This is a genomic window from Deltaproteobacteria bacterium (genome assembly GCA_016180845.1).
Taxonomy (GTDB): Bacteria; UBA10199; UBA10199; order JACPAL01; family JACPAL01; genus JACPAK01.
In genome coordinates this window covers 730,716-749,664 of the sequence record JACPAK010000001.1, presented here as the reverse complement: position 1 = coordinate 749,664, position 18,949 = coordinate 730,716, and the positions used below count along the sequence as shown (strand labels likewise).

Below are 18,949 nucleotides of genomic sequence, written 5' to 3'. Positions count from 1 at the left end.
CTATTTTTAAAGAATATCGTGTCTAAAAAACTACAGATCATTGTTTTGGCCGGCATCGTCTTGTTGGCTTTCGGCCTCAGAATTTACCGACTCTCAGACGATCTCCCTTATAATGATTTGGGCCCAACAGGCGCCTTTCTCCTCGATGAGGGTGGGTATCAGTTAAGCGCCTTTCACAAGGTTCGCCTTGGAGAATGGCAGCTTCCCGGAACCTATTATCTCGGCTGGACCATTAGAGGGTACCAACAGTGGGTTGCTGCATTTTTTAATCTTTTTGATCCCAACCTTTTTTCGGCACGTCTTGCCTCGGTCACAGCGGTCATGATTTCTTTCTTTCTTCTCCTCGCCTTTCTCTGGAAAAGGACCTCTGCAACTTTTATTCTTTTGTTCGGCCTCTTGGCTGCCATCAATTACCCGTTTGTCATGTGGTCAAAATTCGCTTCACCTTATCCGGTCGTCCTTCTGCCAGCAGCCCTTTTTTGTCTCTCCTTATCTTATGCCCTGGAACGACAAAGCATCTTCTGGAGCTTGTTGGCAGGCCTGTTTGTTGCCGTCATTGGAACCGTGAAAGAAACTTCTCTTTTTTTCTTCCCGATCGGCATTTTAGCCTGTCTGGCAACTCACCGGTGGCATTACAAATTGAACTGGCCCAGGGTGCTCTGGAACCCTCTCCTGATTAGTTTTACTGCAGGATTTATTATCCCTTATGAGATTTACAACGCTGTATATCTGGCACCCGCGAAAGGGGTCTGGTGGAATATTTCTGCCTATGATGCCCAGTCGGCCATTCAAGGTTATTTCCATCCTTCTTTAAAATGGGCTATTGAACTTCCCAAATCGTATGCCCGTTATGCCATTAAGGGCGGAGGTCTACTGCTCATCTGGGCAACCGCTTTTTGTGGCTGGGGCTATTTTGTTCGCCTCTTGCGTAGGTCGTCCTTCCCCTCGAAACAGATTTTACCCTTTTCCATTGTGATGGGGAGTTGGTTCATCCTGATGCCATTTCTTTTGGGAACGGTTAACTGTGTTGGGGGCGTGGGTGTCCAATCAGTTATATTATTCCTCCTTCCTGTCATTTATTTTGCTACCCTGTCTCTGTCTCTTCTTCTTGCTCAACAACAAAAAAAGGCACCTAGGACCCTTGCGTTACTGCTTCTCCTCCTGATGATCAGCGCGGATCTCTTCAAACACCAACGGTGGCTCTTTGCGGAAGAAATAGGTCGTCTTCATGAGACATCATCGCGCATTGCAGAAGCGGTAAAATCTGAAAAGAGCCCAAACGGGCCTGTCATACTCACTGTTGATTCGGCTTTCCTCTTGTTGCGACAACCTGAAATCAAATCGACCTACATAAGAAGCTTTCATACGGATACTCTCCCCACCATTGTTGCTCAGTGGAACCCTGATTTTCTTCTCTTGGAAAAATGGGGCAATCCCCGTTTAGAATCACAAGTCTTCGAAAAGATCTGCCAGACCCAATTTCACTGTTCACTGATGATGGAGTTGCCATTGGGCAACTTTGACAAAAAACCTCTCTCAGTCTCGCTTTATCGGTTATCTCAATCCCTCAACAAATCATGAATGCCCAGAAGAAAATTCTCCTGCTCGGTGCCAACGGTCAACTGGGACAAGATCTCTTAAAAGTAGCACCTGCCTCTTTTAAAATGATTCCAATGACCCATGCCGATCTTGAGCTGAAGGATTACAGCGCCGTCCAGAAAGCTGTCCGTGAACTCAAACCGGATTTCGTGATCAACACAGCTGCGTTCTTGAATGTCGATAAGTGTGAAGAAGAATGGCGCGAGGCGTTTGAAGTAAATGCCTTTGCAGTCAAAAATCTGGCAGAGACCTGTCGAGATCAGAATGCCGTATTGGTATCCATCAGCACGGACTATGTCTTTGATGGCAAGAAAGGACTTCCCTATACAGAAGAGGATTTACCAAACCCCTTGAACAATTACGGCTTGTCAAAACTGTTGGGTGAATACTTTGTCCAGATGATAGCCCCACGTCATTTTATTGTCCGCTCTTCCGGTCTCTATGGTCTCTCAAAAAGCAGTGTGAAAGGCACAAACATTGTAGAACTTTTCCTTAAAAAAGGACGGGAAGGAAAAGTTTCTGTCGTCACAGACCAAATTGTCAATCCAACGTATACGAAAGATCTTGCGACAGGTATCTTTCCTCTCCTTCAAACAGAGGCCTTTGGCCTCTACCATTTGACCAATAGTGGCTTATGCTCCTGGATGGATTTTGCCGAGGAGATCTTTCGCCAAAGAAAAATGGAGGTGCAGGTCCAGCCTATCAGCTATCAGGACTATCGTCGCCCGGCTGTCCGACCTCCCTATTCTGTTCTGGAAAGCAAACGCCTCAATTCCTTAGGTCTCCCGAACCTGAGACCGTGGAAAGAGGCCCTACAAGCCTACCTAAAGGAGAGCCCCAATGAATGACGAAACCAAAGTTTGTGTCATGGGAATGGGTTACGTCGGTTTGACCCTCGCCGTAGCTCTTGCAGATGTCGGTTATGATGTGACCGGCGTGGAAACAAATGAGGATGTTGTGCGTTCTCTTAACGATGGAATTCCCCACTTTCATGAAGAAAACCTCCAGTCACGCCTGAAAGAACAACTCAAGGAAAAGAGACTCAAAATTGTTAACCAAATGCCAGCGACCTCTTTTACTATTTATATTATTTCGGTAGGGACACCACTCCTTAAGGGTCAAAAGATTCCTAATCTCCAGTATATTGATCATGTTGTGGCGGATGTGGGTCGACATCTGAAAAAAGGGAGCCTTGTCTGTCTCCGATCCACAATTCCGGTTGGAACAACCCGCGCAAAAGTCATACCAGCTCTTGAATACCATTCCTCACTCAAAGCAGGCATTGATTTCCATGTGGCCTTTACACCTGAACGCACCATTGAGGGCAAGGCACTCGTTGAGCTGAGAGAAAATCCTCAAATCGTTGGCGGTCTGTCCCCCAAGTGCGTGGATATGGCGAGTGCCTTTTTTCATCGCTTGACACCAACTCTTATTACCAGTTCTTCCCTAGAGGCCTCGGAGTTTGTAAAGATCATTGATAACAGCTATCGGGATGTGCGGTTTGCCTACGCAAACGAAATAGCCTCCATCGCAGAAAAACTTAATTTAGATGCCACTGAGGTCATCCGCTCTGCCAACGTTCATTATCCACGAAACAATATCCCTGTTCCATCACCCGGTGTGGGGGGCGCCTGCCTGTCGAAAGATCCTCACATCCTGATCCATTTTTCCAAGGAAGCCGGATATTCTCCCGAACTGATTTCATCCGCAAGAAAGATCAATGAAGAGATGCCCCGACGGATCATCACTCGACTTGATCAAGAGATGAGAAAAATCGGTAAAAACTTGAATAATGCAACCGTCCTGTTGGCAGGATTTGCTTTCAAAGGGGACCCGGAAACCGCTGACCTGAGAGATTCAACATCCCTGTGGCTCCTGGAGGAAGTGGGAAAACACACACCTCATATCAAAGGGTATGATCCCGTCGTCTCGCACAAAGAGATTCAAAAATTAGGTATAACACCGGTCAATATGCCGGAAGGCGCTGATCAAGTCGATCTGCTCCTCATTGCCAATAATCACCGCTCCTATCGCAATTGGGATATGCATGAAATTGCGAAGCGGTTGCGGAAGCCTGCCATCGTTTATGATAGCTGGCGGATGTTGAACAAACAGGTGGTGAGTCGTTTAGAGGGAATTACCTACTTGGGAACCGGAATATGAGCAAAATCTTGATTACGGGAGCGGCGGGATTCATTGGATACCATCTCGCCTCCTCGCTTGTAAGGCAGGGACATTCACTGACACTCGTCGATAACCTGAAACGGGGACAAAGGGATCAGGATTTTGAATCGCTTCTGAACCAACCGAAAATCAAGTTTCTGGCACTCGACCTCACGGAAAAGGAATCTTTTAAAAAGTTAGAAGGGGAATATGATTTTATTTATCACCTGGCCGCAATCAACGGAACCAAAAACTTTTATACGATTCCGGATCAGGTGATAAAGGTCAACGTCCTCTCCACACTCTATCTCCTCGATTGGATGCGTAAAAACAGTAAAGCAAAAATCCTCTACTCTTCGTCCTCCGAAACTTATGCCGGCACCACTGAGCTCGTCGAGGGGCTGATCCCTTCACGAGAGGATATTCCACTCTGCATTGAAGATATTACGAATGTTCGTTGGTCTTATGGGGCCAGCAAGCTTCTGGCCGAATCCGCCCTTTTCTCCTTTGCCAGAGTTCAACCACTCCGTTTCTCAATTGTTCGTTATCACAACATTTATGGACCAAGAATGGGATTTGATCATGTCCTGCCACAATTTTTCGAAAGGATCTTCAAGGGAGAATTGCCGCTCAAGGTTTTTGGAGGGCAAGAAACACGTTCTTTTTGTTATGTTTCAGATGCCGTTGCTGCGACAGAGCGTGTTATGATGAGCGAATCGGCTAATGGTCAGATAGTTCATATCGGCAATTCAGATGAATTAAAGATACGAGATCTGGCCAAACTCGTGTTGGAGATATGTAACAAACCAACTGATATCATCATTGAAAAAGCTCCTGAAGGGTCGGTCAAGCGTCGTTGCCCTAATACGGAAAAGCTGAAAAAGCTGGGCCATCAATCCATCGTGACTCTGAAAGAGGGGCTCGAAGAAATGAGACTCTGGTATCAAAAACGATTTATCGAAGGTCAAGCTGCATGAACACAGCAGTTCTTTGCGGCGGGACCGGCTTTGTGGGTCGCCATCTAGGAGGGCGGCTGGAGAAACTCGGATGGAGAGTCGTTTCATTAGGCCGGTCTTCAGATGAAAAGGAACTTGAAACAGTTCTTCACGAGGCCAATCTTGTCTTTCATCTTGCCGCTAACATTGCTGTCCAGAAATCACTGGAAGATCCTGAATCTTTTATACGAGAAAATACGGAAGTGACTCTCAAGATTGTCCGGTGCCTGAGAAAGAATGAAAGAAAACTGCCTGTTTGTTATCTCTCCTCTGACCGTATTTACGGCTCCTCTCGGGAAAGAGTCACCGAGGAAACCCTCCCCTCCCCGATCGATCCCTATGGAGCCAGCAAATTGATTTCCGAGGAGATTCTCAGGGCTTATTCCCAATGCTATGGAATTCCGGTGGTTGTTATCCGGGCCTCAAATCTTTACGGACCTCGTCAAAGGCCTATCCAGCTGATTCCTTCTCTGATCAATGAACTTAAAAAAGGAACAAAAAAGACGAAGGTAGGGAATCTCTCTGTCAGGAGAAATTTTCTCTATATCGATGATCTTATGGAAGGGGTCTTGCGAATTATTCAGCACGGTTCTCCTCAAGGGGAAACTTTCCAGGTTTGGAATCTCTCGGGGGAGGAGTGCGAAATGACCGAAATCGTCCGGCTGATTCAAGAATTGTCAAAAAAAATATGGGGGCATTCAATTGAAATTGAGAGTCATCCCTCCCTCTTTAGACCAGAAAAAGATCAGGTGGGGGGAAACATTTCCTATGACAAAGCAAAAAAAATATTGGATTGGCACCCTCAAGTTGGCTTACGAGAGGGTATAGAAAGAACTTTGGAGATAGAAAGGGAGCTCCCATGACGATGATAAAGTTTCAGGAAGAGATTCAACCGCTTCTCCAGGAAGAGTTTTCCAAGAGAAGGGATAACAAGTCCAATCAGATGGAAGGGAAGACCCGGATTAGCGTCGGTTATCCTGTCTACGGTGTCGAGGAAGTTATGGCTGCCTTGGAAACGCTGTTAGACTTGAGACTCTCACAAGGGGAAAAAACCGAGGCGTTTGAAAGACAATTCGCCGCTTATGTGGGAATGCCATCCTCGATTGCCGTGAATTCCGGTTCATCGGCCAACCTTCTCGCTCTGAATGCCCTGATCGATTGCGGCTATCTGAAACGAGGCGATGAGGTCATTGTTCCAGCGGCCACCTTCGCCACGGTTTCTTCCCCCATTTATCAGCTGGGACTCGTTCCGGTTTATCTGGATGTTGACGAAAGCTCTTGGTGTCTCGATCCTCTGGAAATTGAAGCGGCTCTCACGAAGAAAACAAAACTGATCATGCCGGTTCACAATCTCGGTTTCCCGGCAAATATGGAAAGGATCATGAAAATTGCGAATCGACACAGTCTTCTTGTTCTCGAAGACTGCTGTGAATCCCACGGCGCCGAATGGCAAGGGAAAAAAGTTGGTTCTTTCGGACTCGTGAGCACCTTGAGTTTTTTTGTGGCACACAACATCACCACGGGCGAGGGAGGAATGATCTTTACTCGAGATCCACAACTGGAGGCCGCACTCCGTTCCCTGCGAGAGTTTGGTCGTCTTCGAGGACACCCAACCCGCTTTTATTCTGATGAGATCCTGAAAGACTACGATCACCGTTATGTCTTTACCCGACTTGGGTTTAACGTTCGGATGACGGAAATGGTAGCAGCCCTCGGTTTGGTGCAACTCAATAAACTAGAATCTCTTAATAAACGGCGGCGTGAGATCGCTGGAAGGCTCTTGAGAGAAATCGAGCCCTTTGGTGAATCAATACGTTCTCTCACACCTACCCCTGGAACCCTTGCTGCCTATTATGGATTCCCTTTGATCGTTAAGGAAAATTCTTCCTTCACTCGACGAGAGCTTTGTGAGCACCTGGAAGCTCATGGAATTGAAACCCGTGCCATGATGGGCGGCTGTCTCCCAGACCAACCAGGCTTCCGGAATCTCTCTCATCGAATTGTGGGGAAACTCGAAAGGTCCCGTCGACTGCGGGATCATGCCTTCTTCATCGGATGTCACTCCGGTATTCAGGAAGAAGGGGTCAGTCATATTACAAAAACGTTAAGCCAATTTTTAGAAAAACACTCAAGGTAAAACCATGCCAAAAAAAACCCTTGTTATTATCCCAACCTATAACGAATCACTGAATATCACCCGCCTGATCGACTCCATTCTGGCAGAGGAAACGGGTGACTTTAAATTTGACGTCCTGGTGGTGGATGATTCCTCCCCTGACGGCACTGCGGACCTCGTCACCAAGCATCCACAACTGGGTCAAAAGGTCTGGCTCGCTGTCAGAAAGGTAAAAGACGGCCGAGGCGGGGCTGTCCTCGAGGGGTTTCGTTATGCCCTTAACAAGGAAGGCTATGATTTCGTGATCGAAATGGATTCTGACTTTTCGCATGATCCCAAGGAGCTAATCTCTCTGGTCAAAGCGGGAAGTTCAAACGACTTGACCGTTGCGTCCCGCTATCAGCCGGGGAGCAAGATTCTCGGCTGGGGAATCAAAAGAAAACTTTTCAGCGCCATGGCCAATTTTTATGCACGCTCAGTCCTCCGGATCCCTTTGAGTGATTACACCAATGGTTACCGATGCTACAAACTTGGCCTTCTTCGCAAACTCGATTTTTCAAAGGTTCACGCCAAGGGATATATCGTGATGAGCGAGTTGGCCTATCAATTTTACCTCCGAGGAGCGAAAATCGGGACAATCCCGTCGATCTTTGTGAACCGAACTCGGGGGGGATCGAACCTGGACCTCGCAGAGATTTCCGAGGCGTTTTTTGCCGTTCCAAAAATCTATTGCAAGTACCGTAACGAACGCCGTCAACAATGCCTCCGATAACTAATCCTTGTTTTGTCTGCCGGGGTTCTTCCTTTCAAAGGCAGCTAACCCCGCTTGACTCTTATTCTCTTCTTATTTGCGATGTCTGCGGCCAGGGGAGGACCGTTCCATTTCCTTCTTCCGAAAACTTTCAAAAACTATACTCGACGGATACCTATCGGGCGAATGGCAAAAGATTTATCAAGCCAATGGAGTGGATGATCCGTTACTTCCGCCAAAAACGGCTCGAAAAAATAAGACGCTATGCGACGCAAGGGACCCTTCTGGACATCGGTTGTGGCGGTGGTCAATTCCTCGTCTTTCTCCGGGAGAATGGATGGCAAGTGGCGGGAATTGAAGTCAATGAAGAGATGGCAACTTATGGCCGGGAATCTCTAAATCTGAATATTAAAACAGGTGACCTTCAGGAAGCTGGCTTTAGCGAGAACACATTCGATGTGATTACTCTCTTTCATGTTCTTGAGCATATTCAGGACCCGATAGTGACACTGCGTGAGTGCTATCGGATTCTGAAACCAGGAGGGCTTCTAGTCATTGCGGTTCCGAATTTTAACAGCTGGCAATCACGATGGACGAGAAAGCACTGGTTCCATCTGGATGTTCCGCATCATCTGCATCACTTTTCGGCTAAAACACTCCAAAACTTCCTTGAGGAAAATTCATTTAGGGTTGGTGAGGTTGAACATTTTTCTCTGGAGCAGAATCCGTTCGGATTTCTCCAGAGCCTTCTGAACTGGTCGCATATGGGACACAATGCGCTCTATGACACGCTCAAGACAAAAAGACTGCGGGCCAAATTTTCCTGGAAATTGATTCCAACTTTCGCTCTCCTTCCAATTCTCTTGCCCATTTCGCTTTTTGCCTCCATCTTGGAGTCGCTTTCAAGGTGCGGAGGAACGATTGAAGCTTACGCACTTAAGACGATACCTAAGGAGAAATTAACATGAAGGCCCTTGTCTTATCCGGTGGCACCGGCACCCGTCTGAGGCCACTCACCCATACGGGAGCCAAACAGCTCCTGCCGGTCGCAAACAAGCCGATCCTTTTCTATGTTATTGAAAAGCTTAAAGCCTGCCATATCGAAAATATCGGTGTCATTATCTCACCAGAAACAGGACGTGAGGTTCGCAAGGCATTGGGAGACGGCAGCCGCTTTGGAGTTCAATTTCATTTTCTGGAACAAGATGCCCCTCGGGGACTTGCCCATACGGTTCAGGTTGCGGAGGATTTCTTGGCCAACGATCCTTTTGTGATGTACTTGGGAGATAATTTGATCGGGAGCCCGATCAGCCGCTTTGTCGAGAGGTTTCAACAAAGGAAATCTGACGCCCATGTGCTTCTCAAGGGAGTCGAAAACCCCTCGGCCTTTGGCGTCGCCGAAACGGATGAGGAAGGAAATGTCAAGAGACTGGTTGAGAAACCAAAAGTTCCCCCTTCAAACCTTGCCCTAGTGGGGCTCTACATTTTTTCTCCGGAGATCCATAAGGCGACACGTGCCATCAAACCTTCTTGGCGTAATGAATTAGAAATTACCGACGCGATCCAGTGGCTCGTTGATCATCAACGGCCAGTAACGAGCGAGATCCTTGAGAGCTGGTGGCTCGATACAGGGAAAAAGGATGACATCCTTGCCGCTAATACGGCCGTCCTGGACGACTGGATCCAAAGGCAGATAGATGGCGAGGTCGATTCTCTCTCCCAGGTCAATGGGCGTGTCCAACTCGGCAAGGGGAGCAAAGTCATTAATAGCACCCTTCGCGGTCCTATCGTCATTGGCGAGGGGGTAACTGTAGAAAACAGTTTTATCGGTCCGTTCACAAGCATCGGGAATCAGAGCCGGATTATTGATGCGACGATCCAGCACTGTGTTCTTTTGGAGGAATGTCAGGTAGTCGGTATTAACAGGCTTGAGGATAGCATTTGCGGCCGAAAGTCTATTGTCAGGGCCGCTGGAAACAAATCGAATGGTCATCGACTTTTGATTGGTGATGATTCTGTTGTTGAGGTTAAGTAAATGAAAATTCTTGTAACCGGAGGAGCCGGCTTCATCGGCTCCAATTTTATTCGCTACTGGCTGGAACACCATCCGGCGGATAGCCTTGTCAATTTTGACAAATTGACCTATGCGGGCCATCTCTCCACCCTGAAGGATTTCGAGAACAACCCTCGCCATCGTTTTTTTGAAGGAGATATTCAGAATCCGGACGCGATCGCAAATGCAGCAGAAAAGGGGATTGACGCAATTGTTCACTTTGCAGCGGAATCCCATGTCGATCGAAGCATCTATGGGCCGATCGATTTTGTCAGAACCAATGTGTTAGGGACGACCCATCTCCTGGAATGGACACGACAACATCCTCAAACTCGTTTTGTTCTAGTCTCGACTGATGAGGTCTATGGTTCTCTCTCCCTCGAGGATCGATCCAAAAAATTCAAATGGGGCGATCCGTATCAGCCACGAAACCCCTATGCCGCTTCAAAGGCATCGGCCGACCACCTCTCGAGGGCCTATCACCATACTTACGGTCTCGATATTATGATTACCAACTGCACAAACAACGTCGGTCCCTACCAAGATCCGGAGAAATTCGTCCCGCTTTCTATCACGAACCTTTTGGAAGACAAACCGATCCGAATTTATGGAGATGGGAAATATATCCGTGACTGGCTTTGGGTAGATGACCACATCATGGGGATCGAGAAGGTCCTTCTAAAAGGCAAGAGGGGTGAGACCTATCTGTTCGGCGGAAAGAGTGAAATTGATAATCTATCGTTGGCGAAACGAATCCTCGCCAAACTGAAAAAACAGGAGTCGGCGATTGAATTTGTTTCCGATCGCCCTGGTAATGATCGACGTTATGCCATGGACTACTCAAAAACACTCAAAGAGTTGGACTGGCAGCCGACTCTCGGGATTGATGAAATTTTGGACAAGACAATTGCTTGGTATCAGGAAAACAGCTGGTGGTGGAAACCGATCAAGGGACGAAAGGAAGGAGTGGTGATCACCCATGGATAAATCAATTCTTACAGACATATTAGTGGATGAGGCAGCCAAGGCAAGCCACCAACAAGAATATGGAGAGAAAAAGAAGATCGAGGGATCGATGCTGGTCGAACTCCCTGTTTTCCGCGGCGATGACGGTTTTTTTGTGGAGCTAGCACGATTAACGGGCCAGGCCGAGACCACCAAGCCTCTTCCACCCCTTTCAGTGGCCCAAATCAATTATTCGGAAACGGTTCCCGACCAGATCAAGGCATGGCACTATCATCTCAAACAGGACGAAATCTGGCTGATTCCGCCAACCACAAAACTGATCGTCGGCCTCTTGGATCTGCGCCGCTCCTCACCGACCAAAAATCAAGTCTTGCGCTACTCCTTGGGACAAGGAAAGATGCAGGCACTTTTGATACCGCGAGGGGTCGCGCATGGCCTTTCCAACCCGTACCCCCAACCGGCTGGGCTCTTTTACCTTGTCAGCAATACCTTTGATGGAACAGACGAGTGGAGACTCCCCTTTGATTTTTCGGTTGGAAAGGAATTTTGGCAGATACAAACTGGTTAATAATGAATAAAAAACTGATTCTTATTTTTTTCGTCGCACTTGCCGTTCGGGTCGCCCTCTTGGTCCACGTGGGAGATTCTTTCGAACCCGATCATGGCCAACTCGCCAACTTGGTTAATTGGAGAGAGGGGCATGGGCTTTCAGACACCATCACCCAAGCTGATGGGAGTCTCACCTACCAACCCACGGCACGCGATCTCCCTGGTCATGGCATCATCATTCTAACCTTGTGGGAATTGACAGGAACACGAAGCATCCTGCCCATAAAAATTCTGCAAATATTTCTTGATTCCTTGATGGTTTTTCTTCTTTACGGGATCGGGAAAAAAATCTTTAATGAAAAGATAAGTCTCCTTGGGGCCCTCTTTTACAGTCTCTATCTGCCCGCTGCAACCCTAGCGGTCTGGCCGCGCCGCGATGCGTGGGTTAGCTTCGGAATCATAACAGCGATCTATCTTTTTCTTCGCTACCTCGAGAATCAAAAATGGAGGACTTGCTTCGGGGTGGGACTTGTTTTGGCCTGGACCAGCTATTTCAGGTCGACCATGATTCCAATCCCTTTGCTTTTTGGGTATCTTATTTCCCTCTTTCATGGCTGGAAAAAATCGCTGACCCCTACCGTACTCATGGGGATACTCATTCTCTCTGCTCTTCTGCCTTGGGGAATTCGAAACTACAAGACATTCAACGGAAAAATGATCCTTACCGAAGTTAACTTTTACCAGTCGATGTGGGAGGGGTTTGGCCAATTTCCAAATCCCATGGGGGCAATCAATCATGACGCGTTGACGGAAAAGCAGATGAGAGCCGCCGGATATCAGGGGGAGTTTGCCTCGATAGAATACGAGGATTTTCTCAAACCAAAGGTCGTCGAGGCGCTCCAGAAACATCCCTGGTGGTATCTTGGAACTATTTTTCGACGAATTCCTCGGGCGCTCATTGTTAATCGAGTCCACTGGGGAATCTTTCAAAAGAAAAATCTTGAGTATCACACGTTTCATCTGAAGACAGGTAGAGATATGAGTCTCATTCAATATGCGCTCTTTATGCTCCGTGAAAATCCTGGCTTCCTCCTGACTAAGTGTTTGGACCTTGTCATTCTTGTCTTCGCAATTTATGGTCTTCTTCTTATGTGGCGAACCAACAGGCGATATGGGTTATTACTTGGAAGCCTTCCACTCTATTTCATGCTAGTCCTTATTCCAATTCGAATGGAAGGACGGTATATGACCCCAATTCACTGGGTCTTTCTTTTGCTGATGGCCTATTCTCTCCTTCATCTGAAAGAGCGGCTCAACAAGAAAGTGATTTCCTGATGTCCTTCATACTTGCCTTTTCTTTTTGTGCAGCTTTTATGATGCTATGGGTCTATTCCACACGCCTGGCAATCCTGTTTCTCGTTCTTCTCCGAACCATTATTGATGCCGTCGGTCCCTTTTTCCCACTGTCTGGCGACCCGGCCCAACTAACTGCCAGTAGTGTGGCAACCGGATACAACACAGCAGCCACGATAGAACTCACCGAGGTTTCGGGAGTTCTCCTCTTCGGCCTTTCCCTCTTTACGCTGATAATTCTTCTCATTCAAAAGAAAATCAAGCTTCGTTCTTACGACATTGCAGCGATTTGTTTTATCCTGGCTCTCTCGATCGGGATCTTTAGGTCAAGTGCAGAAATCCCAGCCTATCCCGATCTTCTCCGCCCTGCCAGTTGGATGCTTTTTCTGATCATCTTCCCCCAACTTATCCGCGATGAGCGGGACATCCGTCTCTTTATCTTTGCTGGCTTTCTTGCCTCTTTGATCCCGCTTGCCGGAGGCATTCATTCTCTCCTCACCGGCTATAAGGTAGGGGCCTATTATGGAGTCATGTCTGCTCATGTCGCCGGATTAAAGGATATTCAGGGCTGGTTCCACAGTCCACCAAATCTCGGCGCACTCACGAGTTCGATATTCGTCTTTCCACTCATGATGCTCTTTTGGCAAAAGAAGAGGACTTGGTCATGGTTTTTTTATCTTGCCTTGATTATGACTTCTATCTATTTCATTTATAGAACCTATCATAGGGCAAGCCTCATAGCGGTCATAGTACTCCTTCTGTCCACTTACCTCCTCATCTATCCCTCGATGAAAAAAGTCATCGTGTCCATATCCATTCTATCTGTCTTGTGGATATTAACCATCAGCACAGGAATGATCAAGATCAAGCTGGCAGATTTCGATCTGGGGGCCACTGGAGGCGAATCATCGATCTATCATCGTCTTCTTATCTGGACCTTAGCTGTCAAAGGTTGGTTCGAAGGGAACTTGATGCAAAAGCTTTTCGGCCGAGGATTGAATGCGGTGAGGAGTATCACATGGGGGAAAGGGGCCCACAACGACTACTTCGAACTTCTCTACAGTTATGGTCTGGTCCCTCTCATCGCCTATGTCACATTCCAATTTCTTCTCATAAAAGAATTCTTCCGTTTAAGGAAGAAATTCCGGGATTACCTTCCCTATCGTCAGTTGTGCTGTGTCGCCATTGCTCTATTCTGCGGCTCTTCTGCTATCGCAAACAGCATGCGCTCCTTATGGAGCCTCCAGTGGATGTTTTATATCGCAACCTTCTTTGGACTCACACTTTCTCTTAATAAGCTAAATCCGGAAAAAGATGAAATTCGCCAAACAAGTCATCTCGATTCTCTCCGCTGACGTTGTCTTAGAAGGGACTCATCTCGTCATTAAGAGCGTCTATGCAACTCTTCTTGGCCCTTCTCTGTTCGGGGTAGTCACCCTGATTCAGTTGATTCCCCAATACGCGGAAAAATTTTTCCGGCTCGGAGTCGATGACGGCTCAACCTATATTGGAAGTCAGAATCAGAAAAAAATTGGTGTTGTTTTCTTTAATGCCTGCTTCCTCGTTCTTTGTTTCAGTGTCATCGCCATCGGCACCTTTTTGGTCTTCAAAGGGGTTTATGTGAAACAGTTGTTGAAGGGGATGGTTGTTGATCAACCAATCTTTTGGGCGGTTCTCCTGAGCATCCCTCCCCTCTTCCTCTTTCGCGCCTTCATGAAAAACATGCTTTTTGCCGAAAAGATATGGGCCTACAATATCTTGAACTTTGGATCTCCTTTACTCGGACAGGTATTGATCCTCATATCAATTCTTTGGTTTGGCCAGAATCTCTTCCTCATTATTATGGGACCGACAATTGCGTATTGCGTGGGAAGTCTTTGTGGAGGGATCATCCTTTATCGAAGTGGGTATCTGAATTTTCACTTTGATTTTCCAATTCAAAAAACACTGATTCGTTACGGCATCAACACCTATCTTCCGGCGGTGATTCACTTCGCACAATATCGCGCAGATATTCTTCTGATTGGGCTATTTCTCACGCCACGAGAGGTTGGTCTTTACACGCTGTCAACGACCTTTGCCCAGATCATTTACAAGATCCCGACGGCGATAGCTTCCCTTCTCTATGTCAAGGCAGCCCGGGCAGAAACGGCCGAAAAGGCCAAGGTCTTGACCGCAGACACCTGTCGACATTCGATAACCATTCTAGCGCTATTACTCATCCCTTTTTCGTTGGTGGTTGAAATAACGATAAGGGGATTTATGAAGGCGTACATCCCTCTACTTCCTTCCTTCCATCTCCAGGTCATTGCCTGGTCCATTTTTGGCATCGCCCTTTTGCTTCATAACCACAACCTTGGCAAAGGAAAGCCAGGGCTTTCTTTAATCATGTACTCGATCTCGCTCATGATCAATGTTGTCTTGAATCTACTTTTGATTCCTTCCCATGGAATCGTGGGTGCTGCCTTCGTTTCTCTCGTCTCTTTTACCGTCTGTTCTTTTGGATTAGGCATCCTCTTTTTACGAGGAGCCAACTTTCGATGGCAATTTATGATTGCCCCTAGGAAAAGCGATTGGGAAGCTTACAAAAACTTGTTGAAAAGCCTGTTGGGTTCGGCAACATCCTTTCGGTAAAAAATGAATAGAAAAAAAATACTGATCAGCCTCCCCTATGGAATGTCCGCACGGAATATCTTGCGTTCTCAAATCTACGAAGAACTGACTCGGGTCTTTGACATCACTCTATTAACCCCTTTTTATCAGGATCGTAGTTTTCTTGGCGAATTTTCAAGACCAGGTGTTGATCTCCTAGATTTTCCGAAGAATTATAATATCTTTTTTAAGGCTTACCGCTTTCTGCTCGACTATGTGGAGGGACCCTATTTTACACAAAAGAGCAAGATCCACACCTTTCAGCTGCTCGCCCAGACCCTCAAGGAAGAAAATCGGCTCAGTTATTTTATCCGCCACGTGATCGGAGCCATCACTGTTCGTTCTCCTTACCTCGTTTTCTGTCTCAGGAAACTCCAAGAATGTCTTGCGACAAAGGATCATTTCCTGAAAATCTTGAGGGAGAAGAAGCCTGATCTCGTCTTTCAGACCCATATCCTCGCCTTGGAAGAATATCCCCTAGCTTTTAGTGTGAAGCAGATGGGAATTCCTTTGGTCGGCATGGTTCACAGTTGGGATAATTTAACGACCAAATCAGGTTTTCGTCTTCCGTTTTCTAGAAAACCAGGCAGATTACCCCCTGTCCAATATGATCATCTCATTGTCTGGAACTTTCTTCAAAAAGAAGAGCTCCGAAGCTACTACGGTTATCAAGAAAATCAGGCCTCTGTTGTCGGCATCCCCCAGATGGACCATTATTGCAATGGCTCATTCTCTTCACGAATTTCATTTTTTCAATCAATAGGGGCGGACCCCTCCAAAAAATTAATTCTCTTTGCGTTACCCTCTCTTAATCTCATGCCTCGGCAGGAAGAGGTCTTGGAAATGTTGATTAAAATTCTCCGCTCCAATTCTTTTCGAGACCCTGTCCAGCTTTTGATACGCGCTCATCCAGGAGAGAAGATGTCTTTTCTCGAAGAACTAAAATCCCGATTTCCAGAAATTTATGTACAAAACCCAAGTCCAGCTTATTCGGCATTCCGACATCGAGGAGGTTGGAACAAGTCCGACCAACAAGATCTCGCAGAATCAATCTATCACTGTGATATATTGATCAACGTAGCCTCAACGACCTCACTGGATGCGGCAGTTCTCAACAAACCGATTATTTGTATCGGTTTTGATGGATATCAAAATGCCCCCTATTATTCATCAGTTCGAATGCATTATGATTTCTCTCACTACCAACCGGTCATGAATAGCGGGGCTGTTCGTCTCGCCAAATCACCCCTTGAGCTTGAAGAACAGATCAGGAGTTATCTCGAGGACCCCTCGCAAGATTCAGAGAATCGCAAACAGCTTGTCTGCACTCTAGATCCATTTGGTACGGATGGGAAAGCGGCGAATCGAGTTGTCCAGACTTTGATAAATCAGGCAAACTAAGCAAAACTAATATGACTATATCCATTGGACTTGTGGGAGTACGAGGCTTCGGAGAAAAAAGAGCAAGATCATTCCTGAAGAACCCTAAGGCTGTGCTCTCACGTTGTTTCCATCCAGACAAGCTAGTTTGTGAAGAAGCGGCGAAAAATCTAGGTTGCAAGCCATCCCGAAGTTTTGAGGAAATTTTAGAAGACCTCAACGTAGAAGCGGTCGTCATTTCAACGCCAACCCCTCTCCACTTTGAACAGATTCAAGCAGCGATCAGATCGGGAAAACATGTTTTCGTCGAAAAACCGATGGTCTTAAGACTTCAGGAAGGTCTCGCCTTACAAAAAGATCTGGCCAACTTCCAAAAGGTTTTTATGGTGGGGCATAACTACCGAAGAAAAAAAGGCATCCGGCTTCTAAAAAAAATGCTTGCCAGTGGTCAATTGGGATCGCCCGTGAGCTTTGAAATCCACTTCTCTCACGGCGGAGGATTTAACTTTCAACCCAATCAGTGGCGTTGGAACGCCTCTCTTTGCCCTGGAGGCCCACTTTCAATGCTAGGAACACACGCCTTCGACGTGCTTGAATATCTGGGAGGTTCTGTTAAGACTGTCCAAAGTAGGGTTCACAAACTTTATGCGGCCACTGAGGCGGAGGACACGACAAGTCACCTCATCGAAATGAATTCGGGTGCCACAGCCTCTGTCGCAAATCACTACATTGTTCCTTCTTTCTCTAGGGTGTGGGTGGCGGGGACTGAAGGCATTGCCTGGTGGGATGGTTTTGAGAACCGTGTCTATTATCGGATTGGGAGAGACATTGATCGGAAGCCCTCTCCCCTCCACAGTCAAGAAGTTGAAGAAGACGATCTTTTAACCGGGGAATCTGACGAATTTCTGAGATGTATTGCAGAAGGCCAAAAACCAGAGACTGGGTATTCAGAAGGCTTACGAGCTGTTGCCTTCGTGCACGCAGCGCTGGAGGCGAACCGTAATTCAAAAAAAATCTTCTTTGAAGACTACCTGAAGGCGGAGGGTTCATGCAGATAGATTATAACTACGCGAAAAAACACACCTTTTCCTGCGCACGCTATCAACAAGAGTCCCATGGTCCTCTGTTATCGCGTCTACAACGTATCGTTGCCCAGGCACTTGCACAAAGGACCGAGCGCGATTACAAATGCACACTCGAGGAACTAGAAGAGATTGCGAAATACTTAAAGCGCATTGACCCGTCTAATAATCATGAAGGTCGCTCTCCTCTGGACAAACCAACTACCTTCTCTTCAACTGAGATTCTTAATGCCGGTCAGTACGATTCGGATTTCGATGTCCTGCGTTATCTGGTTTACCGATATAAATTTAAAAACTACCCTCGAGAACGAAAGCTGAATTCGTTCCCTATTGTCCTCGCAGTGGAGCCTACAAGCATTTGTAATCTCCGATGTGTGATGTGCTTCCAAGCCGATGAAACGTTTACTCGAGATAAGAAGCAAATGGGCTTGATGGACTTCAACCTCTATCAGCGAATCATCGACGAAGCTGCAGAGGCACATTGCGCCTCAGTCGTTCTTGCCAGCCGAGGAGAACCTCTTCTTCATCCGCGCTTCACGGAAATGGTTGCTTATACCAAGAAAAAAGGGATTTTGGATATCAAGATCAACACAAACGCCACCAAGCTAACGGCCGAACGGGCTAGAAAGCTTCTTGAAATCGAACCTAATGTGCTCATTTTTTCGGTCGACTCGAGTCATAAAGAGGAATTCGAAGCGATTCGAATTGGTGCTGATTTTAATCAGATTGTATCAAACATTCGCCAATTTAATCAGATCCGAGCCAACGAATTTCCGCACTCGCGGGTGAGAACGCGAATTTCAATGGTCCTCATTAACCCACAGCAAGATACAGAGAAGGCACATGCTTTTTGGAGTGATCTTGTTGATGAATTCGCTGTCAAAGGAGGTATGCAACGGCTCGACATCTATAATCTGGACCTTGTTGAATCAACAGATCCATGCAGTCTTTTCTGGGAAAGGCTCTACGTATGGTGGGATGGCCAAATAAACCCCTGTGATTCAGACTATAAAAGCCTCCTCTCTCCAGGAAGGATTTCGGGGGAAACGACGATCGCTTCGATTTGGCAAGGAGAAGTCATGAATTCTTATCGGCAAAAACATCTAGAGGGTCTCAAAAATAGTCTTTATCCTTGTTCCAAATGTGACGGTTACTGCCTCTAAGGAAATGTTTTTTCAGTTTTTCAAAAAGCATCTGAGTACACTTGTTCTCTTTTTCATTGTTCGCCTCCCTTTCCCTTTAGGACATTGGTTGGGGGCATTCATTCTTAGATTGACTCATCCCTATCGA

The 18,949-nt window shown here is 46.8% G+C and carries 17 protein-coding genes; all 17 read left to right on the top strand.

Going from position 1 to position 18,949, the window contains the following annotated elements; all coding sequences use genetic code 11:
• The first annotated feature begins 18 nt into the window (after positions 1-18).
• The 17 genes from HYT76_03860 (at position 19) to HYT76_03780 (ending at position 18,822) form a co-directional block, all read left to right on the top strand.
• Positions 19-1,581, top strand: a complete 1,563-nt coding sequence (locus HYT76_03860) for a glycosyltransferase family 39 protein (protein ID MBI2082684.1) — start codon at positions 19-21, stop codon at positions 1,579-1,581.
• Positions 1,578-2,447 (top strand): dTDP-4-dehydrorhamnose reductase, encoded by an 870-nt coding sequence (gene rfbD, locus HYT76_03855; GenBank protein ID MBI2082683.1) that lies wholly within the window; start codon positions 1,578-1,580, stop codon positions 2,445-2,447. Before HYT76_03860 ends, rfbD begins: the two co-directional genes overlap by 4 nt.
• On the top strand, positions 2,440-3,762 hold the full coding sequence (locus HYT76_03850; protein MBI2082682.1) for a nucleotide sugar dehydrogenase: 1,323 nt from the start codon (positions 2,440-2,442) through the stop codon (positions 3,760-3,762). The genes rfbD and HYT76_03850 overlap by 8 nt, the downstream gene beginning before the upstream one ends.
• Positions 3,759-4,739 (top strand): NAD-dependent epimerase/dehydratase family protein, encoded by a 981-nt coding sequence (locus tag HYT76_03845; protein ID MBI2082681.1) that lies wholly within the window; start codon positions 3,759-3,761, stop codon positions 4,737-4,739. Before HYT76_03850 ends, HYT76_03845 begins: the two co-directional genes overlap by 4 nt.
• On the top strand, positions 4,736-5,620 hold the full coding sequence (locus HYT76_03840) for an NAD(P)-dependent oxidoreductase (GenBank protein MBI2082680.1): 885 nt from the start codon (positions 4,736-4,738) through the stop codon (positions 5,618-5,620). Before HYT76_03845 ends, HYT76_03840 begins: the two co-directional genes overlap by 4 nt.
• Complete coding sequence (locus HYT76_03835; GenBank protein ID MBI2082679.1) at positions 5,617-6,894, top strand: aminotransferase class I/II-fold pyridoxal phosphate-dependent enzyme; 1,278 nt, start codon at positions 5,617-5,619, stop codon at positions 6,892-6,894. Before HYT76_03840 ends, HYT76_03835 begins: the two co-directional genes overlap by 4 nt.
• Positions 6,895-6,898: 4 nt before the next feature.
• Positions 6,899-7,645 carry a polyprenol monophosphomannose synthase gene (locus HYT76_03830; protein MBI2082678.1) on the top strand — a complete coding sequence of 249 codons (747 nt, stop codon included), beginning with the start codon at positions 6,899-6,901 and terminating at the stop codon, positions 7,643-7,645.
• Positions 7,646-7,842: 197 nt separating this feature from the next.
• On the top strand, positions 7,843-8,592 hold the full coding sequence (locus HYT76_03825; protein ID MBI2082677.1) for a class I SAM-dependent methyltransferase: 750 nt from the start codon (positions 7,843-7,845) through the stop codon (positions 8,590-8,592).
• A complete protein-coding gene (locus HYT76_03820; GenBank protein MBI2082676.1) occupies positions 8,589-9,659 on the top strand; it encodes a glucose-1-phosphate thymidylyltransferase in 1,071 nt (356 codons plus the stop codon). The genes HYT76_03825 and HYT76_03820 overlap by 4 nt, the downstream gene beginning before the upstream one ends.
• The gene (rfbB, locus tag HYT76_03815) at positions 9,660-10,664 is read left to right on the top strand and encodes a dTDP-glucose 4,6-dehydratase (protein ID MBI2082675.1); all 1,005 of its coding nucleotides are present in this window, start codon (positions 9,660-9,662) and stop codon (positions 10,662-10,664) included.
• Positions 10,657-11,211: a dTDP-4-dehydrorhamnose 3,5-epimerase family protein gene (locus HYT76_03810; GenBank protein MBI2082674.1), complete on the top strand. Its 555-nt coding sequence runs from the start codon at positions 10,657-10,659 to the stop codon at positions 11,209-11,211. Before rfbB ends, HYT76_03810 begins: the two co-directional genes overlap by 8 nt.
• Before the next feature lie 2 nt (positions 11,212-11,213).
• Entirely contained in the window at positions 11,214-12,527 is a 1,314-nt protein-coding gene (locus HYT76_03805) for a glycosyltransferase family 39 protein (protein MBI2082673.1), read from the top strand.
• A gap of 38 nt (positions 12,528-12,565) precedes the next feature.
• Positions 12,566-13,900, top strand: coding sequence for an O-antigen ligase family protein (locus HYT76_03800; GenBank protein MBI2082672.1), 1,335 nt, complete (start codon positions 12,566-12,568; stop codon positions 13,898-13,900).
• Positions 13,860-15,179 carry a polysaccharide biosynthesis C-terminal domain-containing protein gene (locus HYT76_03795; protein MBI2082671.1) on the top strand — a complete coding sequence of 440 codons (1,320 nt, stop codon included), beginning with the start codon at positions 13,860-13,862 and terminating at the stop codon, positions 15,177-15,179. The genes HYT76_03800 and HYT76_03795 overlap by 41 nt, the downstream gene beginning before the upstream one ends.
• Positions 15,180-15,182: 3 nt before the next feature.
• Positions 15,183-16,598 carry a CDP-glycerol glycerophosphotransferase family protein gene (locus tag HYT76_03790; protein ID MBI2082670.1) on the top strand — a complete coding sequence of 472 codons (1,416 nt, stop codon included), beginning with the start codon at positions 15,183-15,185 and terminating at the stop codon, positions 16,596-16,598.
• Positions 16,599-16,609: 11 nt separating this feature from the next.
• Complete coding sequence (locus tag HYT76_03785) at positions 16,610-17,635, top strand: Gfo/Idh/MocA family oxidoreductase (protein ID MBI2082669.1); 1,026 nt, start codon at positions 16,610-16,612, stop codon at positions 17,633-17,635.
• Positions 17,626-18,822 (top strand): radical SAM protein, encoded by a 1,197-nt coding sequence (locus tag HYT76_03780; GenBank protein ID MBI2082668.1) that lies wholly within the window; start codon positions 17,626-17,628, stop codon positions 18,820-18,822. The genes HYT76_03785 and HYT76_03780 overlap by 10 nt, the downstream gene beginning before the upstream one ends.
• Positions 18,823-18,949: the final 127 nt, after the last annotated feature.